This is a genomic window from Nonomuraea sp. NPDC051298 (assembly GCF_055586305.1).
On the sequence record NZ_JBVJIM010000005.1, the window covers coordinates 61,489 to 84,544 of the forward strand.

The following is a 23,056-nucleotide window of genomic DNA, read 5'->3' on the forward strand; positions in this document are numbered from 1 at the left end:
ACTGCCGGGCCCTCCCGGGTGATACAAGGGGTGTGTCACCCGGGAGGCAGTCATGACCGACGTCGAGCCCTTCGGCCCAGGTTCGATGCACTGGGAGACCGCCGGCGAATACCGCAACCTGCTCGTGGCCGGCAGCGCCCTGGTGCTCCAGACGATGCACCCGGCGGTCGGGGCGGCGGTCGCCGAGCACTCCGCCTACAGGCACGACCCCTGGGGGCGGCTGGAGCGCACGCTCGTCTCCGTCCAGAAGTGGGTGTACGGCGGCGCCGGCGGCCCCGCGGAGGGGCGGCGGCTGCGCGAGCTGCACAAGCCGATCGGCGGCGTCGACGAGCAGGGCCGGCACTACCACGCGCTGAACGGCGAGGCGTGGGCCTGGGTGCACCTGACGTTGTTCGAGCGCTTCGTCGCGCTCAACCGCTACTTCGGCACCCCGTTGACGCGGGCCCAGGAACGGCGCTTCTACGAGGAGTCGCGGCGGCTCGGCGCGATCCTGCGGGTGCCGGAGCGGGAGCTGCCCGCCGACGCGGAGGCGTGCCGGCGATACTTCGAGGGGATGGTCGACCGGCGGCTGGAGGCGCACCCGACGGCGCTCGACGTGCTGGCGGTCATGCGGGTCACCCCGGCGCCACCCGGGTTGCCGGGGCCGCTGCGCCGGTGGTGGACGCCGGTCGGGATCAGGTCGGGGGAGCTCAACTACTTCGTCACCGTCGGGACGCTGCCGGCCGCCGTACGGGGGAGGCTGGGGCTGCGGTGGACCGCCAGGGACGAGCGGCGCCTGCGGCGACTCGGGCGGGCGGTGGCGATGTTGACGCCGTGGGTGCCCGAGCGGTTGCGGTACATGCCGATCGCCTATCGCGCGCGCAGGGCGGCCCGAGGGGCGCGGCGGCCGGACGGGCGGCGCCTCCGCTCCCGCTGACCTCGCCGTCCCAGGGGCCCGCCGGTCCCAGGCAGCGAAGGCGGCGGGCGCGGCGGGCGACGTCAGCGTTCGAGGATGTCGCGGACGCGCCGGGCGGTGTCGTCGAGCGTCGTACGCAGCTCCGCGAGCTTCTCCGGCGTCAGCCGGGCCTTCGAGGCCCCCTCGCGGATCTCGGCCACGACGTCGGCGAGCAGCTCGCCCAGCTCGGCGTCGAGCGCGGCCCGGTTGGGCGGCGCGTCGGACGCCTCGCCCCCGAGCGTGGCCCACACCTGCGACCAGATCCGGCGCCATTCCCCGGTGAGCCGTCCGCCCTCGTCCTGCCAGTGCGCGGCGTGCTCCATCCACTGCCGCTTCTGCTCGTCCCTGAGCCGCCTGATGTCCTCCTTCTGCCGCTGCCGCATCCGCAGGGTGTCCTCCGCCGCACCCGTACGCACGTCCTTGGCCATCCGCGTCAGCTCGTCGCGCAGCGACTTGACCGTGTCGCGCACGTCCTCCTTCACCTCGCGGGCGATGTCGCGCACGGAGGCGGAGATCTCCTGCTCCAGGTCGTCGAGTTCGTCGAGCCGGGCGTTCAGCTCCTCGCGGCCCTTGTCGGTGATCGAGAACACCTTCTTGCCCTCGACCACCTCGTGCGTCACGAGGCCCTCCTCCTCCAGGCGGGCCAGGCGGGGGTAGATGGTGCCGGGGGAGGGCGAGTAGACGCCGAGGAAGCGGTCTTGGAGCAGCCGGATGACCTCGTAGCCGTGGCGCGGGCTCTCCTCCAGCAGCTTGAGCAGGTACAGCCGGAGCCGGCCGTGACCGAAGACAGGACTCATTCCTTCTCTCCCTTGAGCAGCGTGACCTCGCCGGAGACGGTGACGGCCGACAGCGAGGCCATGCCGCCGCCCAGCCGTCCCGACAGCGCCTTCGTGCCGGGGCCGCTCGTGGTGGCCAGCCCGTCGAACGTGCTGACGAGCCTGCCCGAGGTGGACCTGACGTTGACGTCGGTGTCGACGTTCTCGGGCAGTCTGACCAGAATGTCGCCGGACACGCTGTTGATCGTCACGTGTCCGGTCGGCCGCAGCGACAGGTCGGCCGTGATGCGGCCAGAGACCGTGTTCGCCTTGAGGCGGTGTGGCGTGCCGTCGGCCACGGTGAGGTCGCCGGAGACGCTGATGAACGACAGGTCGCCGTCCATCGCCCGGCTCTCGACGGCCCCGGAGACGGTGTTGGCGACCACGTCGCCGCTGACGCCGTCGAGGACGATCTCGCCGGAGACGGTCTTGACCTGCGTCACCCGCTCGAACCCGGCCACCACGGCCGGGGCGGTCACCACACCCGCCTTGACCCGGCAGCCCTTGGGGACGGCGATGGACAACACCGTGTGGCGGCGGTCGCGCCTGAGCCAGCCGAGCAGGCCGTCCCAGGTGAGGTCGCGGTAGGCGACGGTGAGCGATCTGCTGTGCTCGTCGTAGGTGACCACGAGCGGTGAGGCCGAGTCGATCTCGGCGACCTCCAGGGTGGGTGTGCCGTCGCTGGCCAGGACGTCCAGGCGGCCGGCGACGATGCGTACGTCGAGCGAGTCCACCTCGCCGAAGGTCAGTTGTCCTGGCTCATCGATCGTCCACTGCGGCATGCTCCCCCGCCTCTCATTGGCGACACGTGTCTACGACAATCACGATATGTCGCGTTCGCCGAAAACTCAAGATGTATCGCGTTTGGAAAGCGGGCGATTCGTCGGGCGCGGCCGAGTGCGACGGCCCTCCGCCCTCCGCCCTCAGTCGTCCTCGTCGTCGTCGAGGCGTGCCAGCCAGGTCGCCAGCCGCTCGACCGGGGTCTCGAACTCGGGGTTGAGGTCGACGAACTCACGCAGCCGCTCGCCCAGCCAGAGCAGGCTGACCTCCTCCTCGCCGCGCCGCTCGACCAGCTCCTCGATCCCCCGATCGGTGAAGTACATCGCTCTCCATTCGTTCCCGAGGCACCTTGCGGCACCTCGGGGCGCCCTTGGGGCGCCGAGCCTGCCTGAAAGAGGCGAGCCCCCGGCCGCGAAGGGCAGGGGGCTCGCCGGGCGGGGCGCTCAGCCGAAGATCTGGTGAAGGATCTCCTCGAGCTCCCTGTCGTGCGCGTTGTGCGACCCGGTCGCCGGAGAGCTGTTGGCCGCGCGCGACACGCGCCGCAGCTCCCGGCCGCCCAGCGACTGCGGGTCTTCGGCCAGCTTGAGCGTCAGGTAGGGCCACGGACCCATGTTGGTCGGCTCGTCCTGCGCCCACACCAGCTCGACCTGCGAGCCGTAGCGGGCCAGCTCGGTGGCCAGCTCTTCCGACGGGAACGGGTAGAGCCGCTCCAGCCGGACGATCGCGACGTCGTCGCGGCCGCTCTTCTCGCGCTGCGCCGCCAGCTCGTAGTAGAGCTTGCCGGAGCAGAGCGCGACCCTGGTGACCTTGCCCGGGTCGACGGTCGTGTCACCGAGGACCGGCTGGAAGGTGCCCGAGCTGAACTCGGACGCCTTCGACGTGGCCGCCTTGTGGCGCAGCAGCCACTTCGGCGTGAAGACCACCATCGGCTTGTGCCGCTCGGACTCCACCTGCCAGCGCAGCAGGTGGAAGTAGTTGGCCGGCGTGGTGGGCTGCGCGACCGTCATGTTGTCGAGCGCGCAGACCTGCAGGAACCGTTCGATGCGGGCCGAGGAGTGGTCGGGGCCCTGGCCCTCGAAGCCGTGCGGCAGCAGCAGCACGACCGAGGACTTCTGGCCCCACTTCTGCTCGCCGGACGAGATGAACTCGTCGATGATCGTCTGGGCGCCGTTGACGAAGTCGCCGAACTGCGCCTCCCAGCAGACCAGGGCGTCGGGGCGGACCACGCTGTAGCCGTACTCGAAGCCGAGCGCCGCGAACTCGCTGAGCAGCGAGTCGTAGACGTAGAACTTCGTGGTGCCCTGGTTGAAGCTCTTGAGCGGTGTGTGGTCGGCGCCGGTCATCCGGTCGACCAGGACGGCGTGCCGCTGGGTGAACGTGCCGCGGCGCGAGTCTTGTCCGACCAGGCGCACCGGGTGGCCGTCGAGCAGCAGCGAGCCGAACGCCAGCGTCTCACCCATCGCCCAGTCGATCGAGTCCTGCTCGACCATCTGACCGCGGCGCTGCAGCACCGGCGCCAGGCGCGGGTGCGGCGTGAAGCCCTCGGGCAGGCTGAGCTGGGTGTCGACGATGCGCTTGAGCGTCTCGTCGCTGATCGCGGTCGGCGTGTCGTCGTGGGACCACTTGACGACCTCGGTCGGCGGCACCCGCATGGCGGCCGCCTCCTTGGGCTTCTTCGCCGCCTCGCGGGTCTCGGTGAACGCCTGCTCCAGCTTCGCCTGGTAGTCGCGCAGCGCCTGCTCGGCCTCCTCGACCGTGATGTCGCCCCGGCCGATCAGCGCCTCGGTGTAGAGCTTTCGGGTCGAGCGCTTGGCGTCGATGAGGTCGTACATCAGCGGCTGGGTGAAGGCCGGGTTGTCGCCCTCGTTGTGGCCGCGGCGGCGGTAGCAGATGAGGTCGATGACGACGTCCTTGCGGAACGCCTGGCGGTACTCGTAGGCCAGTTGGCCCACGCGGACCACGGCCTCGGGGTCGTCGCCGTTGACGTGGAAGATCGGGGCCTGGATCATCCGCGCCACGTCGGTCGCGTAGACCGAGGAACGGGACGAGGCGGGCGAGGTCGTGAAGCCGACCTGGTTGTTGACCACCACGTGCACGGTGCCGCCGGTGCGGTAGCCGCGAAGCTGCGACAGGTTGAGCGTCTCGGCCACGACGCCCTGGCCGGCGAAGGCCGCGTCACCGTGGACGAGCACGGGCAGGACGGTGAAGCCCTCCTCGCCGCGCTCCAGGAGGTCCTGCTTGGCGCGGACGACGCCCTCCAGCACCGGGTCGACCGCCTCCAGGTGGGAGGGGTTGGCGACCACGGACGCGGTGATGTTCGTGCCGCTCGGCGCGGTGAACTGGCCGCTCGCGCCCAGGTGGTACTTCACGTCGCCGGAGCCGTGGGCGGTGCGCGGGTCGATGTTGCCCTCGAACTCGCCGAAGATCTGCGCGTAGGACTTGCCCACGATGTTGGCCAGCACGTTGAGCCGGCCGCGGTGGGCCATGCCGATGACGACCTCGTCGAGCCCCTCGTCGGCGGCGTCGCTGATGACCGAGTCGAGCAGCGGGATCAGGGACTCGCCGCCCTCCAGCGAGAAGCGCTTCTGGCCGACGAACTTCGTCTGCAGGAACGTCTCGAACGCCTCGGCGGTGTTGAGCCGCGACAGGATGTTGAGCTGCTCGGCGCGCTCGGGCGAGGCGTGCGCCTTCTCCACCCGCTCCTGGATCCAGGCCCGCTCCTCGGGATTCTGGATGTGCATGTACTCGATGCCGACGGTGCGGCAGTAGGAGTCGCGCAGCACGCCCAGGATGTCGCGCAGCTTCATCAGCGGCTTGCCGCCGAATCCGCCGGTGGCGAACTCGCGCTCCAGGTCCCACAGCGTCAGGCCGTGCGACTGGATGTCGAGGTCGGGGTGCTTGCGCTGCTTGTACTCCAGCGGGTCGGTCTCGGCCATGAGGTGGCCGCGGACCCGGTAGGCGTGGATCAGCTCGATGACGCGGGCGGACTTGGCCACGTCGTCGTCGTGCGTGGCCGAGATGTCCTGGACCCAGCGGACCGGCTCGTACGGGATGCGCAGGGCCTCGAAGATCTCGTCGTAGAAGCCGTCCTCACCGAGCAGCAGCCGGTGGATCTGGCGCAGGAAGTCGCCCGACTGGGCGCCCTGGATGATGCGGTGGTCGTAGGTGCTGGTCAGCGTCATGACCTTGGAGACGGCCAGACGCGAGAGCGTGTCGGGGGAGGCCCCCTGGTATTCGGCCGGGTATTCCATCGCGCCGACGCCGATGATCGTGCCCTGGCCGGGCATCAGGCGCGGCACGGAGTGCACGGTGCCGATGGTGCCGGGGTTGGTCAGCGAGATCGTGGTGCCGGAGAAGTCGTCGACGCCGAGCTTGCCGGCTCGCGCCTTGCGCACGACGTCTTCGTAGGCCATCCAGAACTGCCGGAAGTCCATCGCCTCCGCGCCCTTGATCGAGGGCACGAGGAGCTGGCGATCGCCGTTGCTCTTCTGGACGTCGATCGCCAGGCCGAAGCCCACGTGCTCGGGCTTGACCAGGGTCGGCTTGCCGTCGATCTCCGCGTAGGAGTGATTCATCTCCGGCATGGCCTTCAGGGCCTTGACGATCGCGAAGCCGATCAGGTGGGTGAAGGAGACCTTGCCGCCACGACCCCGCTTGAGGTGATTGTTGATCACGATGCGGTTGTCGATCAGCAGCTTGGCCGGGATGGCCCGCACGCTGGTCGCCGTCGGGACCGTCAGTGACAGCTCCATGTTGGCGGCCGTGCGGGCCGCCGCGCCACGGAGCTTGATCTCCTCGGCGTCCTTGGGGACCGGGGTGGCAGGCTGCTTCGGCTTCTCGGCCACGGCCGGCGCCTTCGGCGCGGCCTTGGGAGCGGCCTGGGGTGCCTGGGGAGGTGCGGGGGCGGTCACAGTGCCGTTCGCAGCCTCCCTGACCGGGGCACGGCCCGGTCCGTAGTCAGGGTTGTAGTCAGCGAAGAAGTTCCACCATGCCTTGTCGACAGACTCGGGATCCTGGAGGTACTTCTGGTACAGCTCGTCGACAAGCCACTCGTTCTGACCAAAGCTTGCCAGCGGGTTTGTCCGCGACGACTCAGACGACACGGCGGAAATCGCCCTCTTCCGCAGATCGGCGTTGATGTTAGAGAACCTGTCCAAGGCTACTCGCCCGGACCGGCAGCGCGCGCCGAAGAGCCCGTGCCGCCTCGAACGATCCTCTCAGGACCGTGCAAAGAGGTCACGCCCCCCTCGTCAATCCGGGTGGTGCGGCAATTATTACTCTTTGGTATCAACGCCGCGACGAGGGGTTTATTTCCCGTTGGACAACAATCTGCTGGTGATCTGCACCTCAGGGGACATCTCGGACAGCAGGTCCGCCAGCTCCTCGCCCGCCTCCTTCAGCTCCTCCAGCGACATGGGCTCCAGGCGTTCGAGCAGGAAGAGCGCGTTGGCGGTCGTCTCGGTGAGCCGGGTGCGCACCCCCTGACGCCAGTTCCACCTGCGGCAGGTGACGCCGGTGTCGTCGCGCCAGATCACCTCGCCCGGCTCGGGCCGCCCGAGTGCCTCCTCCGACTCCTCCTCGCCGCTCGCCCGCACCAGCCGCGCCGCGCCGACGTAGTGGTCGAGGTCTTCGCCGCCGATGGGCAGCGCGTGCTTGACGCTGACCGAGTTGTACGCGTCGACGGCCCGGTTGATCTCGGGCAGCGGCATGCGCCGGGTGAGCGCGTCGACCGAGGGCCGGGTGCGCTGCGGCTTGGCCCCGAACGCCCGGTAGGCGTCCTTCCACGCGTCGATCTTGCCGGTCTGCACCTCCAGCGCCGACGCCTGCTCCAGCCAGCCCCTGGACCGGTCGTCGGTGGGCCCGTTGCGCAGGCCGCGCGCGGTCATGAGGAGCACCGCGAAGTCGGGTCGCAGTGCGAAGACGGAGTCGTCCACCCAGATGTCGTCGAGCATCCCCACAGTCTAGGAGCGGAGAAACCGCAAAAATCCCTTTGCAAAATTGTCTTTGTGGTTTACCTTCGAGGCGTGGAGGAGAGCTACAAGATCACTGATCCGCAGGTGCTCAAGGCGGTCACCCACCCGTTGCGCATCCGGCTGCTCGGCCTGCTGCGCAGCGACGGCCCGGCCACCGCCAGCGAGCTGGGCCGCAAGGTCGGCGAGAGCTCCGGCTCGACCAGCTACCACCTGCGCGAGCTGTTCAAGTACGGCTTCATCGAGGAGGACGACGGCCGGCGCGACGCCCGCGAGCGCCGCTGGCGGGCCCGCCACCGCTACACCTCGTGGAACAGCCGCGAGCTGTACGGCACGCCCGAAGGCCGCGAGGCGGTCAGGCTGCTGCGGCTGCGCCAGGCCGAGACGCTCGCGCGGGTCGTCCAGGAGTTCGACGAGGACGACTGGTCCCCGGAGTGGGTGGAGGCCGCGGGGATGAACGACCACTTCGTGGAGTTGCCGCCGGTCGCGCTGGCGGAGTTCATGACGCGTGCCGACGAGCTGTTGAACGAGCTGGTGGCGCGCTACGAGGGCGAGCCCGGCGCGCCGCAGGTGCACATCTGGGTGGGGGGCTACCCCAAGGTGCGGAGGGAGGAGCCGTGACCGCGCGTTCCGCGTTACGGCGCTACATGCTCGTCAGCTTCCTGACCTGGCTGCCTCCTGGTCTGATGATGGCCTCCATGGTCCTGCTGATGAGCGAGCGGGGGCTCAGCCTGGCCCAGGTCGGGTTGACGGTGACGGTGTTCTCGGTCGTGACCGTGAGCCTCGAGCTGCCCACGGGCGGGCTGGCCGACGTGGTGGGGCGTCGCGTGATGCTGGTCGCCTCGGCCGCGTTCACGGTGGCGGCGCTGGCGCTGATGAGCGTGTCGACCACGTTCTGGATGTTCCTGGTGAGCGGCGTGTTCAAGGGCGTGGCCAGGGCGCTGTCCAGCGGCCCCGCCACCTCCTGGTACGTCGACACCCTGCACGGCATCGAGGGCCCCGGCGCCGATCTCAAGCCAGGACTGGCCAGGGGCGGCGCGATGGAGTCGGTGGCCCTGTGCCTGGGCGTGCTGGCGGGCGGCGTCCTGCCGCTGCTGGCGCCGCCCTCGCTGATCTTCCCGCTGGCGGCGCCGCCCCTGGCGGGCGCGGTGGCGGCGATGGTGCTGCTGGTCGTGGTGGTCTTCGCGCTGCCAGAGCCCGCGCACGGGCGCCGGTCCCTGGCCAGCGTGCTGCGCGAGGTGCCCGCGACGGTGATCGGCGGCGTCCGGCTGGCCGTGGGCGGCGCCGTGCTGCGCCGGCTCATGGCGGCCGCCGCGGCGTCGGGCATGGTGCTCATGACCATCGAACTGCTCACCCCCGGACGGCTGGCCGAGCTGGCCGGCACCGCCGAGCGCGGCAGCCTGTTCTACGCCGTGGTCGCGGCGCTCGGGTTCGCGGGCAGCGCGGCGGGCAGCGCGCTCGCCCCGCGGGCCGCGCGGCTGGCGGGCGGCTCGGCAGGGGGCGCGATCGCCGGGACGGTCCTGACCGCGCTCTCCGTGGCCGCGCTGGCCGCCACGGCGGGGCTGACCGGCCCGCCAGGGATGGTCAGCGCCGGGCTCGCCTACATCGCGCTCTTCGTGGGCGCCGCGGTGACGGGGGTGCTGTGCCTGGAGCTGACGCACAAGGCGGTCAGCGCCTCCGAGCGGACCACCGTCACCTCGACGGGGTCGCTCTCGCTGCAGTCGGGCGGGATCCTGGCCAACCTGACGCTCGGCACCCTGGCCGCCCAGGCGGGCCTCGCCGCCGCCTGGGGCGCCGCCGCCGTGGTCATGGTGTCGTCGGCGCTGCTGTTCGTGCGGATGCCGGTGGCCGCGGACCCCAGTCCAGGTCGGGTCCTACCGGCACGATCCGGCTCGGGTTGATGTGTGACTGGGTGATGTAGTAGTGACGCTTGATCTGGTCGAAGTCGGTGGTCTCGTGGAAGGCCGGGATGGCGTACAGCCGGCGCGCGTACGCCCACAGCGCCGGATAGTCCGTCAGCCGCCTGACCGAGCACTTGAAGTGGCCGTAGTAGACGGAGTCGAACCTGGCCAGCGTCGTGTAGAGGCGCACGTCACTGTCGGTGAGGGTGTCGAAGAGGTACTCCGACTCGGCCAGGCGCACCTCGAGGAAGTCGAGGGTGGTGAACACCCGCGCCACCGCCTCCTCGTACGCCTGCTGGTCACGGGAGAAGCCGGCCTCGTAGACCGCGTTGTTGAGGCCGTGGTAGAGGCGGTCGTTCATGATGTCGACGTCGGGCCGCAGGCGTTCCGGGTAGAGGTCGGGCGAGGTGCCCCACGACGTCTCCAGATCGAGGGTGATCTGCGGGAAGTCGTTGGTGACGATCCGCTCGTCCCTGGTGTCCCAGACGCAGGGGACGGTGTAGCGGCCCGCGTAGCCGGGTTCGGTGGCGTGGTACAGCTCCGACAGGTATTCCGGGTCGCCTCCCGGCACCCGCCAGCCCTTCTCGTCGCGGATGGGGTCGACGATCGTGACGTCCAGCAGGTCTTCCAGGCCGAGGAGCTTGCGGACGATCAGCACCCGCTGTGCCCACGGGCAGGCGTAGGAGGCGTAGAGCCGGTAGCGGCCGGGCTCGGGAGGGCCGAGCCGTTCGGTGAAGCGGTTCGGCTGCCGGACGAAGCGGCCATCATCCGAGATCTCGCGGCTCAGCTTCATGACCCCCAGTAGAACATGATTCGGATGCAGAACTATATTCGGGACCGTGGCGAAATTTGCGGTGACCCCCTCGAACGCGGCGCAGAGAGAGGCGTGGGTCGGCGGGACGATCCCCGAAGTCGAGCGGGTACGCCCGGGGCTGTGGTCCGTCCCGGTGCCGATCCCGGTCAACCCCCTCCGGTACGTGCTGGTCTACCTCCTCGAACTGCCCGGCGGCGTGGCGATCGTCGACGCCGGATGGAACACCGACGAGGCGTACGACGCGCTCGTCGCCGGCCTGGGCGTGGCCGGATACGCGATCACCGACGTCAAGGGCGTGCTGGTCACCCACATCCACCCCGACCACTACGGGCTCGCGGGGCGCGTTCGTGAGGCGTCGGGCGCCTGGATCGCGCTGCACCCCGCCGACGCCCGCCTGGTGCGCGAACGCTACGACGACGAGGTCGTCGACACCCTCGTCCGGCGGGAACGCGCGCTGCTGCGCCGCTGCGGGGTCCCCGAGCTGACGCTGGACGAGCTGGCCGGGGCCTCCATGATGATCCGGCACGTGGTCTCAATGGCCCGTCCTGACCGGCTGGTGGAGGACGGCGACGACCTCGGCCTGCCCGGCTGGGACCTGCGGGCCGTCTGGACGCCCGGCCACTCGCCTGGGCACCTGTGCTTCGTCTCGCCCTCGCGCAGGGTGCTGTTCTCCGGCGACCACGTGCTGGCCAGGATCACGCCCATCGTGGCCGTGCACCCCCAGTCGGGGCCGAACCCGCTGGCCGACTACCTCGACTCGCTGGCGGCCGTGCGCGCGCTTGAGGTGGACGAGGTGCTGCCGGCGCACGAGTACCGGTTCCTGGAGCTGGCCGGGCGGGTGGACGCCGTGATGGCGCACCATGACGCGCGCCTGGCCGAGATCGAGCGGGTCGTGGGCGCGGCAGGGAGCGGCGTGGCGTGCTGGGAGGTGGCCACCCGGCTGACGTGGTCGCGGCCCTGGGAGACGATCCCGCCGTTCATGCGGCGCTCGGCCAACAACGAGACGCTGGCCCATCTGGTGTGGCTGGCGGCCAAGGGGCGCGTGGTCAGGCAGGCGGGGGAACCCGATCTGTGGCACGCCCCCTGACGGTCCCCGGGGTAAAGGGCGGTCGGCGTCTCCCTCCAGAGGAACCCGGGCGGGTTATCGTACTCGTAACAGAATGTTGTTCTCCTGTGCGGGAGGTTCGATGCTCCGGTTCGATGACAGGGTCGCGATCGTCACGGGGGCCGGGCACGGCCTCGGGAGGTCGCACGCGCTCCTCCTGGCCGAGCGCGGCGCCAAGGTCGTCGTCAACGACCTCGGGGGCGCGCTCGACGGCACCGGCGCCTCGGCCGGGCCCGCCGCCGAGGTGGCCGCCCTCATCGCGAAGAACGGCGGCCAGGCCGTGGCCAGCACTGACAACGTGGCGACGCCCGAGGGCGCCAGGGCCATCGTGCAGGCGGCCGTCGACGCGTACGGCAAGGTCGACATCGTCGTCAACAACGCGGGCATCCTGCGCGACAGGTCGTTCGGCAAGATGACGGTGGAGGAGTTCGACGGGGTGCTGGCCGTGCACGTACGCGGCTCGTACCTGGTGAGCCAGGCCGCCTACCCGCTGATGAAGGCCGCCGGCTACGGGCGCGTGGTCAACACCTCCAGCCCGGCCGGCCTGTTCGGCAACTTCGGCCAGGCGAACTACTCCACCGCCAAGATGGGCCTGGTGGGCCTGACCAAGACGATCGGGATCGAGGGCGCGCGCAACGGCATCAAGGCCAACGCGATCGCGCCCATCGCCTGGACCAGGATGACGGAGGCGCTGCTGCCGGCCGAGTTCGAGGCCAAGTTCGCGCCCGAGCGGGTCAGCGCGCTGGTGGCCTACCTCGTGCACGAGTCGTGCGAGGTCAGCGGCGAGGTCTTCAGCGTCGGCGGCGGCCGGGTGGCCCGGGTGTTCGTGGCGGAGGGGCCGGGCTGGAAGACCGACGACCTCACGCCGGAGGCGATCGCGGCCCACTGGGAGTCGGTGATGGCCGAGCAGCCTTACGTGCTGACGGCGGGCGACTCGATGAAGGCGATGCTCTGAGCCCGTACGTCAACCGTCCGCCGCCGGGCGTCGCGCGTCGGCGGACGTAGCCGTTCGATCCATATCAACAAGCATGGTTTGTTCGATCTTCGGCGGAAGTCAGGGGAGTTCGGTCGATCCCCACTCTTGATTTGCCGCATCGGTGATCATATTGTCGCGGCATGACCCCCCAGCCGGGCTCCGCCGGCGACGTGCTGACGCTGATCAGCGCAGGCTCCGCGACGACCCGTTCCGATCTGGCGAGGCTCACCGGCCTGGCCAGATCCACCATCTCCCAGCGGGTGGACGCGCTGATCGAGCGCGGCCTGGTGGAAGAGACCGAGAGCGGCGAGTCCACCGGCGGCCGCCCTCCCCGCCAGCTCCGCCTGCACACCGAGGAGCACGCCTTCGCGGGCGTCGACCTGGGCGCCACGCACTGCCGGGTGTCCCTGATGGACATCTCGGGCAACGTGCTGGCCGAGTGCGAAGACGCGCTGCACATCGGCGAGGGGCCCGACCACGTGCTCGCCCACGTCGACCAGCGCCTCGACCGCCTGCTCGACCAGGCCGGACGCCCCCGCAAGGCGCTGCGCGCGCTCGGCATCGGGGTGCCGGGGCCGGTGGAGTTCGCCACGGGGCGGCCGAACAACCCGCCGATCATGCCGGGTTGGAACGACTACCCCGTCCCCGAATACTTCGAGGGCGTCGAGGTCCTGGTGGACAACGACGTCAACGTGATGGCGCTGGGCGAGCACCGCAACGCCTTCGCGGGCACGAGCCACCTGCTGTTCGTCAAGGTCGGCACCGGCATCGGCTGCGGGATCATGGCCGAGGGCAAGCTGCACAGGGGCGCCCAGGGCTCGGCCGGCGACATCGGGCACATCCGGGTCAGCGGCCACGACGACGCCGGCTGCCGGTGCGGCAACAGCGCCTGCCTGGAGGCCGTGGCCGGCGGCGCCGCCATCGCGCGGCGGCTGACCGAGCTGGGCCTGCCCGCCGAGTCGGGCGGCGACGTGGTGGCGCTCGTCCAGTCGGGCAACACCCAGGCGCTGCGGCTGGTCAGAGAGGCCGGCCGGCTCATCGGCGAGGTGCTGGCCAGCCTGGTCAACTTCTTCAACCCCGAGGTCATCGTCATCGGCGGCGCGCTGTCGCGGGTGCACGAGCATCTGCTGGCCGGGATCAGGGAGACGGTCTACCGCAGATCGCTCCCGCTGGCCACGAACCATCTGTCGATCACGCCGAGCCGTACGGGCATCAACGCCGCCGCGCTCGGCGCCGGAATCCTCGCCATCGAGCACTACCTGTCACCGGACAACATCAACCGCATCGTCAACGCCTGATAGAACGCCTGAAAGGGACCTCCCGATGCTGGTCATGAAGGGCATCGTCAAGCAGTTCCCCGGTGTGCGCGCGCTGGACGGAGTCGACCTGGACGTACGGGCGGGCGAAGTGCACTGCCTGCTCGGCCAGAACGGCGCCGGCAAGTCCACCTTGATCAAGGTGCTGGCCGGAGTCCACCAGCCGGACGAGGGCACGATCCTCTTCAACGGCGCGGAAGTGCGCCCCGGCAGCCCCATCGACGCCATCAAGCTCGGCTTCGCCACCATCTACCAGGAACTCGACCTGGTCGACGGGCTCTCCGTGGCCGAGAACATCTTCCTCGGCCACGAGCACGCCCGCCTGGGCTTCGTGAACCGGGCCGCGGGCCGGCGCGCGGCCCGCGAGGTGCTCGAACGGCTCGGCCACGCCGAGATCCGCCCGTCGATGGAGGTCGGGCGGCTGCCGCCGGCCGCCAAGCAGGTCGTCTCGATGGCCCGCGCGCTCTCCCACGACGCCCGCCTCATCATCATGGACGAGCCGTCGGCCGCACTCGCCCACGACGAGGTGGCCAACCTGTTCCGCATCATCCGCGAGCTGACCGCCCAGGGCGTGGCCGTGGTCTACATCTCCCACCGGCTGGAGGAGATCCGCGAGATCGGCGACCGGGTCACGGTGCTGAAGGACGGCCGCACGGTGGCCGTCGGACTGCCCGCCCGCGACACGCCGACCACGCAGATCGTCTCCCTCATGACCGGCCGCAACGTCGAGTACGTCTTCCCGCCCAGGGGCAGACGCACCCTGGGGGAGGAGGTGCTCCGCGTCGAGGGACTCAGCTCTACCGGCGTGTTCGCGGACGTGTCGTTCTCCGTACGGGCGGGTGAGATCGTCGGGCTGGCCGGGCTCGTCGGCTCGGGCCGCTCGGAGATCCTCGAAGCCGTGTACGGCGCCCGTCCCGCCTCCGGCCGGGTCCTGCTCGACGGCCGCCCGGTGCGCCGCGGCGTCGTCAGCACGGTCAAACGCGGCATGGGCCTGGCCCCCGAGGAACGTAAGGCCCAGGCCCTGCTCCTCGACCAGAGCGTCACCGCCAACATCACGCTGGGGAGCCTGCCGGAGTTCGCCAGGTTCGGCTGGATCGACCGCAAACGGGAGCGGGCCGAGGCCAAGCGCCTGTCGGAGATGCTCGACATCCGGCCGCCCGACCCCGAACGCCCGATCAGGACCCTGTCGGGCGGCAACCAGCAGAAGGCCGTGCTCGCCCGCTGGCTCATCGGCGGGCGCAAGCTGCTCCTGCTCGACGAGCCGACCCGGGGTGTGGACGTGGGCGCCAGGGCCGAGCTGTACGCGGTGATCCACGACCTGGCCGAGCAGGGCATCGGCGTGCTGCTGGTCTCCAGCGAGGTGCCCGAGGTGCTCGGCCTGGCCGATCGGGTGCTGGTGCTGCGCGAGGGGACGGTCATCCACGAGGGCGAGGCCGCCGGGCTCGACGAGCACCGCGTACTGGACATGATCATGAATGGGAGGGCGGCGTGATGAGCGAGCCCACGACCGACCGGCCCGTGGGGAAGACGGCGACGCCGACGCTGCCGTCCATCCGCGGGTTCGGTGAGCTTCGACATCTCGGCCTGTTCGGCGCGCTGGCCCTGCTGGTCGTCGTCGGGCTGGTCACCCGGCCGGAGAACTTCGCGACCGCCTCCAACCTGGCCAGCATCCTGTCGCTGGCCGCCACGATCGGCGTGATCACGGTCGGGGCCACGTTCGTCATCATCGGCGGCGGCATCGACCTGTCGGTGGGCGCGGTCATGGCGCTGGCCTCGGTCTGGGCGACGACCCTGGCCACACAGTCGTACGGGCCCGTGGTGATGGCGATCTGCGCGATCCTCGTCGGCACGGGGGCGGGGCTGGTCAACGGGTTACTGATCGCGTACGGGCGGCTGGTGCCGTTCATCGCCACGCTCGCGATGCTGGTGGCCGCCCGGGGTCTGGCGCAGCGCATGTCCGACCGCAAGACGCAGCTCGTCCAGAGCGACAACACGGCGCTGGTGGACCTGTCGACCACCCGCGTGCTCGGCATCCCGGTGCTGGTCTACATCTTCGCCCTGGTGGTGGTGCTGGGGTGGGTGCTGCTCAACCGCACGACCTTCGGGCGGCGCACGTACGCCGTGGGCGGCAACCTCGAGGCGGCCCGGCTGGCCGGGATCAACGTGCGCAGGCACACGATGCTGCTCTACGCGCTGTCGGGGCTGTGCTGCGGCATCGCCGCCATCCTCATCATGGCGCGTACGACGACGGGCTCGTCCACCCACGGCGACCTGTACGAGCTGGACGCCATCGCCGCCGTGATCATCGGCGGCACGCTCCTCACCGGGGGGCGGGGCACGATCATGGGCTCGATCCTGGGCCTGCTGATCCTCACCTTGATCACGAACCTCTTCATCCTCAACGGGCTCAACACCAGTGACCAACTGATCGCCAAGGGCCTGATCATCGTCGTCGCCGTCCTTCTCCAGCGGCGGAACCTGAAGGAGAGATCACCATGAGTGACAACGTCGCGCGCAGGGGATTCCTCGTCGGCGGAGCCGTACTGTTAGCGGCGGGCTGCACCAGCAACGAGCCCGCCGCCGCGCCCTCGAGCGCCGCCCCCGCGCCCGCCCCGGCCGCCAGCGGCAACGACCAGCCGGGCACCAAGGTGGTGATCGGCTTCTCCGCGCCGGCCGCCGACCACGGCTGGATCGCGGCCATCGCCAAGAACGCCGAGGCCACCGCGAAGCAGTACACCGACATCGAGTTCAAGCCCGTCGAGCCCACGAACGACATCAACCAGCAGATCTCCGCGGTCGAGTCGCTGATCGCGGCCAAGGTGAACGCCCTGGTGATCCTGCCCAACGACGGCCAGCAGCTCAACCAGGTCGCCCTGCAGGCCACCGAGGCCGGCATCCCGGTCATCAACCTCGACCGCATCTTCCCCGACAAGCTCGCCTACCGGTCGTGGATCGGCGGCGACAACTACGGCATGGGCGTGGCCGCCGGCCACTTCATCGGCGAGCAGCTCAAGGGCAAGGGCGTGACGAACCCCGTGATCGTCGAGATCCAGGGCATCGCCACGCTGCCGCTGACCCAGGACCGCAGCAAAGGCTTCGCCGACGCGCTGAAGAAGTACGGGTTCAGCGTCACGGCCAAGCAGGACGCCAAGTTCACCGTCGAGACCGGCAACCAGGTGGCCACGTCGCTGCTGCAGGCGCACAAGAAGATCGACGCGCTCTGGAACCACGACGACGACCAGGGCGTCGGCGTGCTGGCCGCGATCAAGGAGGCCGGGCGCAACGAGTTCATCATGGTCGGCGGGGCCGGCTCGCTGAACGCGATGCGGGAGATCCAGTCGGGCTCGTCGGTGCTGCAGGCCACGGTCACCTACAGCCCGACGATGGCCTCCTCGGCGATCAAACTCGCACGTCTGATAGCACAGGGAAAGGGCATGAGTGATCTGGTGGAGAACCAGGTCCCCCAGTCCATCACGCTCGCGTCCGAGACCATTACCAAGGAGAACGTCGAGAAGTATCTGGCGCTCGGCTTCGAATCCTGATCGGGGGTTGCATGTCAGACAAGACCACCATCGGCGTGGGGATGGTCGGCTACGCCTTCATGGGCCGCGTCCACTCCCAGGCCTGGCGAAGCGTGGGAGCCTTCTTCGACCTGCCGCTGACGCCGCGCATGGCGGTGCTCGCGGGCCGGTCGAAGGAGCGCACCGAGGCGGCGGCCGCGCAGCTCGGCTGGGCCGGCATCGAGACGGACTGGAGAGAGCTGGTCAAGCGCGACGACGTGCAGATCGTCGACATCTGCACGCCGGGCGACTCCCACGCCGAGATCGCCATCGCGGCGCTGGCGGCCGGCAAGCACGTGCTCTGTGAGAAGCCGCTGGCCAACAGCGTCGCCGAGGCCGAGGCCATGGTGGCGGCGGCGGCCGCGGCGCCGGGCAGGAGCATGGTGGCCTTCAACTACCGGCGGGTGCCCGCGGTCGCGCTCGCCCGCCGGTACGTCGAGGAGGGACGGATCGGGGAGGTCAGGCACGTACGCGCCGCCTACCTCCAGGACTGGATCGTCGACCCCGAGTTCCCGCTGGTCTGGCGGCTGCAGAAGGACAAGGCCGGGGCGGGCGCGCTTGGCGACATCGGCTCGCACATCGTCGACGCCGCCCAGTTCATCACCGGGCAGCGCGTGGTGGGCGTGTCGGCGCTGACGGAGACGTTCATCAAGGAGCGCCCGCTGGCGGCGGAGTCCGCGGGCCTGGGCGCGACCGGCTCCGCCGCCAGGGGCTCGGTCACCGTGGACGACGCGGCCCTGTTCATCGGGCGGCTGTCGGGTGGCGGGCTGGCCTCGTTCGAGGCCACGCGCTTCGCCAACGGGCGCAAGAACGCGATGCGCATCGAGATCAACGGCTCGCTCGGCAGCCTGGCCTTCGACTTCGAGGCCATGAACGAGCTGTGGTTCAGCGCGAACGGCGGCGGCTTCGAGCGCATCCTGGTCACCGAGCCCGACCACCCGTACGTCGGCGCCTGGTGGCCGCCCGGCCACGGCCTCGGCTACGAGCACACCTTCACCCACGAGATCAAGGACTTCCTGGAAGCGGTCGCCACCGGGGCCGACCCCACACCGTCGTTCGCCGACGGGCTGCGGGTGCAGCGGGTGCTGGAGGCGGTCGAGCGCAGCGCGGCTGAGGGCAGCCGTTACACGGATGTGGAGGATCGATGAGACCAGTCACGCTGTTCACCGGGCAGTGGGCCGACCTGCCCTTCGACGAGGTGTGCCGGCTGGCGGCCGAATGGGGCTACGACGGGCTGGAGATCGCCTGCTCCGGTGACCACTTCGACGTGGCCCAGGCCGTGGCCGACCCGTCGTACGTGGAGCAGAAGCGCGCCCAGCTCGACAAGTACGGCCTGAAGGTGTGGACGATCTCCAACCACCTCGTCGGCCAGGCGGTCTGCGACCACCCCATCGACGAGCGGCACAAGACGATCCTGCCTGCCCGCATCTGGGGCGACGGCGACCCCGAGTCGGTGCGCCGGGCGGCGGCCGAAGACCTGAAGAACACCGCCCGCGCCGCCGCGCTGCTGGGCGTGGACACCGTGGTGGGCTTCACGGGGTCGTCGATCTGGCACACGGTGGCCATGTTCCCGCCGGTGCCCGCCTCGATGGTGGAGGCCGGCTACCAGGACTTCGCCGACCGCTGGAACCCGATCCTCGACGTCTTCGACGAGGTGGGCGTGCGGTTCGCGCACGAGGTGCACCCGAGTGAGATCGCCTACGACTACCACACCACCGTGCGCACGCTGGAGGCCATCGGCCACCGGCCCGCGTTCGGCCTGAACTGGGACCCCTCCCACATGGTGTGGCAGGACCTCGACCCGGTGGGGTTCATCCTCGACTTCAAGGACCGCATCTACCACGTCGACTGCAAGGACACGCGGATGCGCGTCGGCGACGGCCGCAAGGGCCGCCTGTCGTCGCACCTGCCGTGGGCCGACCTGCGCAGGGGCTGGGACTTCGTCTCGACCGGGCGCGGCGACGTGCCGTGGGAGGACTGCTTCCGCGCCCTGAACGCGATCGGCTACGAGGGGCCGATCTCGATCGAGTGGGAGGACGCGGGCATGGACCGGCTCGACGGGGCCAAGGAGGCGCTGGGGTACATCCGCCGCCTCAACTCCATCACCCCGCCGGCCACGGCCTTCGACGCGGCCTTCTCGACCACGTAGGGGCCTCGTACGGATCGGGTCCTCCCCTCCGCGGGGAGGACCCGTCCGCCGGTCAGTCCATGACGACGATCTGGCGCAGGACCTCGCCGCCCCGCAGGGCCTCGACCGCGTCGTTCAGGTCGCCCAGGCGGATGCGGGCGCTGATCATCGACTCCAGGTCCAGCAGGCCCGTCTTGTGCAGCTTGGCGAAGTACGGGAAGTCGCGCCGCACGTCGGCCTCGCCGTACAGGCTGGACAGCAGGTTCTTGCCCTCGAACAGCAAGCTGAAGGCGGAGATCGACACCATGTCGTCCATCGCGCCCGCCCCGACCACGATGACGTCGCCGCCGGCCCTGGTGATCTGCCAGGCGCTCTGGATGGTGGCCGACTTGCCGACCACCTCGAAGCCGTAGTCGAAGCCGCTGCCGCCGGTCAGCTCGTTCAGCGCCTCGGGGATTTGCTCGGGCGTGACCGCGTGCGTGGCCCCGACCTTCCTGGCCAGTTCGTGCTTGGACTCCAGGGGGTCGACGGCGAGGATCGTCCTGGCGCCGGAGACGCGGGCGCCCTGGATGACGGACAGGCCGACGCCGCCGCAGCCGATCACCGCGACGGTGGCGCCGGGGCGTACCTTCGCGGTGTTGACGGCGGCGCCGACGCCGGTCGTGATGCCGCAGCCGATCAGGGCCGCCGCCTCCCACGGCAGGTCGTCGTCGATCTTGATCGCGCCCTGCCAGGGCACGATGATCTCCTCCGCCCAGGTGCCGCACCCGGCCATCCCGAACACCGTCGCGTCGTCGCCGCCCAGCCGGAAGTTGCCCTTGCTGAAGGACTCGATGACGTACTTCATGCACAGGTACGGCTGGCCGCCCACGCACAGCTCGCACTCCTGGCAGGCCGGGCGCCAACTGATGACCACGTGGTCGCCCGGCTTGACCGAGCTGACGTGCTCGCCCACCTCGACCACCTCGCCCGCGCCCTCGTGGCCGGGGACGAGCGGCACGGGCTGGGGCAGCACACCGGAGATGGCCGACAGGTCCGAGTGGCAGACACCCGTGGCCTTGATCCGCACGCGTACGTCGCCCGGCCCGACCGGGGCCAGCGTGACGTCGTCGCGGATGTCGAGCTTGTCGTTGCCTACGGCGTGCAGGATCGCGGCGCGCATGGGGGTTCCTCCTCGTGCCTGGGGGCTATTCCTCGAGGGACAGAGCGGCTTTCGGGCAGGACCTGACCGCGTGGCGGACGCGGTCCCGCAGGTCGGGGGGTGGTTCTGGCAGCAGGATGTGGAGCTGGTCGTCGTCGTCCACCTCGAACACCTCCGGCGCGAGCCCCATGCACACGGCGTTGGCTTCGCAGACCAGCTCGTCTACCTTCACCTTCATGTGAGCCTCCTGTGGTCCCATGAGACCACTTTCGTGCGCTCGACGACGTACGCGATCCGCTTGAGGCCGGTTTTCTCCACGTACGGGCGCAGCAGCTCGTCCGGCACGCCCGGAGTCATCCTGCGGGCGATCAGCAGGCCGACGGCCATGACGCGGTCGCGGTCGTCCACCCGCCGGGCGGTGCCGTAGAGCAGGACGCCGCGCAGCTCGTCGTAGTTCTCGCCGGTCTCGACCAGACAGCTCACCCGGGGGTCGCGGGCCAGGTTGCGGGCCTTCTGCGCCTTGCCGTACGTCCAAAAGGCCACACGCCCCTCGTCGAGGCCGTAGAACATGGTCACCAGGTGCGGCGTGCCGTCCTGGTTGACGGTGGCCAGTTGCAGCTTGCGTGAGCCTTCGAGGAACGCGGTGACTTCGTCGTCCGGCATGGCGATGCGCGCGCGCTGATTCACGCTGCCAAGTAGAACAGGTTACAGAACGGGCCTGCAAGAGTCCGCTGGAATGTTGTTCGGTTCGGCTAGGGTGCATCCCTATGACAATGCCGTCAGAGCTGCTGTACGCGGCAGAACGCGCCAAGGGCTTCATGCCGCCGCAAGAGGGGCTGGCCCTGTTCGACACGGCCTGCCGGTACGGCAAGCTCGGCCCCATCTGCGAGATCGGCACCTACTGCGGCAAGTCGGCCATCTACCTCGGCGCGGGAGCCAGGCAGAGCGGGTCCGTGGTCGTCACGGTCGACCACCACCGCGGCTCCGAGGAGATCCAGCCGGGCTGGGCCCACCACGACCCGACGCTGGTGGACCCCCGGTTCGGGAGGATGGACTCGCTGCCGACGTTCAGGTCCACGATCGCGGCGGCCGGGCTGGAGGAGGAGGTGATCGCGGTCGTCGGACGGTCCGAGCAGGTCGCGGCCCTCTGGAACACGCCGCTCGGCCTGCTGTTCATCGACGGCGGCCACTCCGAGGAGCCGGTGACCAGTGACTACGAGGGCTGGGCGCCGCACGTCGTGACGGGCGGGGCGCTGGTCTTCCACGACATCTACCCCGATCCGGCCGACGGCGGGCAGGCGCCGTACCGGGTCTACCGGCGGGCGCTGGCGTCGGGCGCGTTCGGCGAGGTCGCCGTGACGGGCTCGCTGCGCGTGCTGGAGCGCGTCGGACCGGGAATCTGACGCCCGGCCGACGCGCCCGCGTTGTGTCGCCCAGTCTGTGGCCCAGTCTGTGGGCCGGTCTGTGGGCCGGTCTGGGGCTCAGTACCGGTGGCGGCGGGTCCAGGAGCGGCGGATGTGCGACTGCCAGGTCTGGAAGTCGTCGTGCGTGTGCGCCTCGTGGCCGAGCGCGATGAGCGCCTGGTCCGTCCAGGAGGCCGCCTCGTCGGGCTCGGTCCCCGCCAGGATCGCCACGGCCCGCGTCCCGTGGTCGGGCAGCGCGCCCGACCGCAGCCGCGCGGCCGCCGCGAACGCGCACCCCTGCGCCAGGTACGCCCGGAACCCGTCGGCCGTCGCGTGCTCGGTCAGCCACCACAGCTCCTCGGGCTCGGCCCCGCCCGTGTACGTGGCCGCGAACCCGACCCCGCTCCACAGGTCCGCCCGCCGCACCGCCGGATAGCCGGCGATGCGCGCGGCCACGTCGTCGGGCGCGGCGCCGTCGTGGTACCACAGCAGCCGCCCCAGCCCCTGGTCGAACACCGCGCAGTGCGCCCGGGTGAACAGGTCGGGCATCGTCCGCTGGCCCACCATGCGGTCGGCCCTGGTCAGGCTCCACTGGAAGCCGAACCCGTCCACGGCCAGCCAGCGCAGCAGCGGATGGGCCCGCCGCGCGCCCCACACCGGGCGCAGCCGCAGCAGCGCGTAGCCGCGGCCGGCGCCCAGGTAGGCGGCGTGGCGATGATGCTGGGCGGGGCCGGCAAGTAGCTCGTGAAGGCGCCGGCCCCGAGTCAGGGTGAGCAGGTCGAGCACGGTGCAGGCGGCGGCGGCTCCCTCGTAGCCGAAGGGCCGCTGCTCTTCCCGGATCTCCTCGACCTTCTCGACTTCTCGCGACATCACCGCGTTGTAGCCGAAGACGTACGCTCGTTCGGCGTTCGTGAAGACCGTGCTGGCGGCGCCGCCTCTGCGCCGGAACCTGCGCCGGCTCAGGTCCGACTCCAGCGGATCCTTGGCCAGGAACCTCCGCAGCCCTCCGGCCCGCGACAGCTCCGGCTCGGTTGTCGGCTCAGTCCTGACCTGGTCCAAGAACGATGTTGTGCCCGTGTCGCCCACGCTTCCCCCGAAGACGCCTCGTACGGCCAGACACGAAGCTAGTAACCCCATTGCGGCGTGCATCGGCGGCGCACCGGATTTCCCCGGCAAAGAACCGGCAAAAGCCCTTGTGCCCGAGCTCGGCGCC

22 protein-coding genes are annotated in these 23,056 nt (G+C 70.4%); 12 read left to right on the forward strand and 10 right to left on the reverse strand.

Features of this window, described 5'->3' with window-relative positions:
• Window positions 1-52 precede the first annotated feature (52 nt).
• Window positions 53-916 carry an oxygenase MpaB family protein gene (locus ACZ6S0_RS17275; RefSeq protein ID WP_465918064.1) on the forward strand — a complete coding sequence of 288 codons (864 nt, stop codon included), beginning with the start codon at window positions 53-55 and terminating at the stop codon, window positions 914-916.
• 62 nt (window positions 917-978) lie between these two features.
• Here the strand turns inward: ACZ6S0_RS17275 and ACZ6S0_RS17280 are convergent, their stop codons facing one another.
• The 5 genes from ACZ6S0_RS17280 to ACZ6S0_RS17300 all read right to left on the reverse strand — a co-directional run bounded on the left by ACZ6S0_RS17280 (window position 979) and on the right by ACZ6S0_RS17300 (window position 7,481).
• Window positions 979-1,731 (reverse strand): PadR family transcriptional regulator, encoded by a 753-nt coding sequence (locus ACZ6S0_RS17280; RefSeq protein ID WP_465918068.1) that lies wholly within the window; start codon window positions 1,729-1,731, stop codon window positions 979-981.
• Window positions 1,728-2,531, reverse strand: a complete 804-nt coding sequence (locus ACZ6S0_RS17285; RefSeq protein ID WP_465918071.1) for a DUF4097 family beta strand repeat-containing protein — start codon at window positions 2,529-2,531, stop codon at window positions 1,728-1,730. The genes ACZ6S0_RS17280 and ACZ6S0_RS17285 overlap by 4 nt, the downstream gene beginning before the upstream one ends.
• A gap of 141 nt (window positions 2,532-2,672) precedes the next feature.
• Window positions 2,673-2,852, reverse strand: a complete 180-nt coding sequence (locus tag ACZ6S0_RS17290; protein WP_344894470.1) for a DUF6104 family protein — start codon at window positions 2,850-2,852, stop codon at window positions 2,673-2,675.
• Window positions 2,853-2,972: 120 nt separating this feature from the next.
• Complete coding sequence (locus ACZ6S0_RS17295) at window positions 2,973-6,632, reverse strand: multifunctional oxoglutarate decarboxylase/oxoglutarate dehydrogenase thiamine pyrophosphate-binding subunit/dihydrolipoyllysine-residue succinyltransferase subunit (RefSeq protein WP_465918077.1); 3,660 nt, start codon at window positions 6,630-6,632, stop codon at window positions 2,973-2,975.
• 204 nt (window positions 6,633-6,836) lie between these two features.
• Window positions 6,837-7,481 carry a B3/B4 domain-containing protein gene (locus tag ACZ6S0_RS17300; protein ID WP_465918080.1) on the reverse strand — a complete coding sequence of 215 codons (645 nt, stop codon included), beginning with the start codon at window positions 7,479-7,481 and terminating at the stop codon, window positions 6,837-6,839.
• A 72-nt stretch (window positions 7,482-7,553) separates the two neighbouring features.
• Here ACZ6S0_RS17300 and ACZ6S0_RS17305 point away from each other — a divergent pair, with 72 nt between their 5' ends.
• Both ACZ6S0_RS17305 and ACZ6S0_RS17310 read left to right on the forward strand, forming a co-directional pair.
• The gene (locus tag ACZ6S0_RS17305; RefSeq protein ID WP_465918081.1) at window positions 7,554-8,120 is read left to right on the forward strand and encodes a helix-turn-helix domain-containing protein; all 567 of its coding nucleotides are present in this window, start codon (window positions 7,554-7,556) and stop codon (window positions 8,118-8,120) included.
• Window positions 8,117-9,400 carry an MFS transporter gene (locus tag ACZ6S0_RS17310; protein WP_465918083.1) on the forward strand — a complete coding sequence of 428 codons (1,284 nt, stop codon included), beginning with the start codon at window positions 8,117-8,119 and terminating at the stop codon, window positions 9,398-9,400. Before ACZ6S0_RS17305 ends, ACZ6S0_RS17310 begins: the two co-directional genes overlap by 4 nt.
• On the opposite strand, the gene ACZ6S0_RS17315 is transcribed toward ACZ6S0_RS17310, so the two are convergent.
• Window positions 9,306-10,193 carry a glutathione S-transferase family protein gene (locus ACZ6S0_RS17315; protein ID WP_465918085.1) on the reverse strand — a complete coding sequence of 296 codons (888 nt, stop codon included), beginning with the start codon at window positions 10,191-10,193 and terminating at the stop codon, window positions 9,306-9,308. The two genes, ACZ6S0_RS17310 and ACZ6S0_RS17315, sit on opposite strands and share 95 nt — an antisense overlap.
• 46 nt (window positions 10,194-10,239) lie before the next feature.
• On the opposite strand from ACZ6S0_RS17315, the gene ACZ6S0_RS17320 reads away from it, so the two are divergent.
• The 8 genes from ACZ6S0_RS17320 (at window position 10,240) to ACZ6S0_RS17355 (ending at window position 19,320) form a co-directional block, all read left to right on the forward strand.
• Complete coding sequence (locus tag ACZ6S0_RS17320) at window positions 10,240-11,301, forward strand: MBL fold metallo-hydrolase (RefSeq protein ID WP_465918088.1); 1,062 nt, start codon at window positions 10,240-10,242, stop codon at window positions 11,299-11,301.
• A gap of 100 nt (window positions 11,302-11,401) precedes the next feature.
• Complete coding sequence (locus ACZ6S0_RS17325; RefSeq protein ID WP_465918090.1) at window positions 11,402-12,274, forward strand: SDR family NAD(P)-dependent oxidoreductase; 873 nt, start codon at window positions 11,402-11,404, stop codon at window positions 12,272-12,274.
• Window positions 12,275-12,435: 161 nt separating this feature from the next.
• A complete protein-coding gene (locus ACZ6S0_RS17330) occupies window positions 12,436-13,593 on the forward strand; it encodes an ROK family transcriptional regulator (RefSeq protein WP_465918092.1) in 1,158 nt (385 codons plus the stop codon).
• 25 nt (window positions 13,594-13,618) lie between these two features.
• Complete coding sequence (locus ACZ6S0_RS17335) at window positions 13,619-15,103, forward strand: sugar ABC transporter ATP-binding protein (protein WP_465918095.1); 1,485 nt, start codon at window positions 13,619-13,621, stop codon at window positions 15,101-15,103.
• Window positions 15,103-16,110 (forward strand): ABC transporter permease, encoded by a 1,008-nt coding sequence (locus tag ACZ6S0_RS17340; RefSeq protein WP_465918098.1) that lies wholly within the window; start codon window positions 15,103-15,105, stop codon window positions 16,108-16,110. Before ACZ6S0_RS17335 ends, ACZ6S0_RS17340 begins: the two co-directional genes overlap by 1 nt.
• Entirely contained in the window at window positions 16,107-17,153 is a 1,047-nt protein-coding gene (locus tag ACZ6S0_RS17345; protein WP_465918101.1) for an ABC transporter substrate-binding protein, read from the forward strand. The genes ACZ6S0_RS17340 and ACZ6S0_RS17345 overlap by 4 nt, the downstream gene beginning before the upstream one ends.
• A gap of 11 nt (window positions 17,154-17,164) precedes the next feature.
• The gene (locus ACZ6S0_RS17350; RefSeq protein WP_465918104.1) at window positions 17,165-18,319 is read left to right on the forward strand and encodes a Gfo/Idh/MocA family protein; all 1,155 of its coding nucleotides are present in this window, start codon (window positions 17,165-17,167) and stop codon (window positions 18,317-18,319) included.
• The gene (locus ACZ6S0_RS17355) at window positions 18,316-19,320 is read left to right on the forward strand and encodes a sugar phosphate isomerase/epimerase family protein (protein WP_465918107.1); all 1,005 of its coding nucleotides are present in this window, start codon (window positions 18,316-18,318) and stop codon (window positions 19,318-19,320) included. Before ACZ6S0_RS17350 ends, ACZ6S0_RS17355 begins: the two co-directional genes overlap by 4 nt.
• A gap of 52 nt (window positions 19,321-19,372) precedes the next feature.
• Here the strand turns inward: ACZ6S0_RS17355 and ACZ6S0_RS17360 are convergent, their stop codons facing one another.
• From ACZ6S0_RS17360 to ACZ6S0_RS17370, 3 genes are read right to left on the reverse strand one after another with little or no spacing between them, the layout of a single operon-like run.
• Window positions 19,373-20,461, reverse strand: a complete 1,089-nt coding sequence (locus tag ACZ6S0_RS17360) for a Zn-dependent alcohol dehydrogenase (protein WP_465918110.1) — start codon at window positions 20,459-20,461, stop codon at window positions 19,373-19,375.
• 25 nt (window positions 20,462-20,486) lie between these two features.
• Window positions 20,487-20,678 (reverse strand): ferredoxin, encoded by a 192-nt coding sequence (locus ACZ6S0_RS17365; protein WP_344882053.1) that lies wholly within the window; start codon window positions 20,676-20,678, stop codon window positions 20,487-20,489.
• Window positions 20,675-21,127 (reverse strand): pyridoxamine 5'-phosphate oxidase family protein, encoded by a 453-nt coding sequence (locus ACZ6S0_RS17370; protein ID WP_465918115.1) that lies wholly within the window; start codon window positions 21,125-21,127, stop codon window positions 20,675-20,677. The genes ACZ6S0_RS17365 and ACZ6S0_RS17370 overlap by 4 nt, the downstream gene beginning before the upstream one ends.
• Window positions 21,128-21,213: 86 nt before the next feature.
• Here ACZ6S0_RS17370 and ACZ6S0_RS17375 point away from each other — a divergent pair, with 86 nt between their 5' ends.
• The gene (locus ACZ6S0_RS17375; RefSeq protein WP_465919282.1) at window positions 21,214-21,843 is read left to right on the forward strand and encodes a class I SAM-dependent methyltransferase; all 630 of its coding nucleotides are present in this window, start codon (window positions 21,214-21,216) and stop codon (window positions 21,841-21,843) included.
• A 78-nt stretch (window positions 21,844-21,921) separates the two neighbouring features.
• Here ACZ6S0_RS17375 and ACZ6S0_RS17380 read toward each other — a convergent pair whose 3' ends face one another.
• On the reverse strand, window positions 21,922-22,902 hold the full coding sequence (locus ACZ6S0_RS17380) for a DUF1702 family protein (RefSeq protein ID WP_465918119.1): 981 nt from the start codon (window positions 22,900-22,902) through the stop codon (window positions 21,922-21,924).
• Window positions 22,903-23,056: the final 154 nt, after the last annotated feature.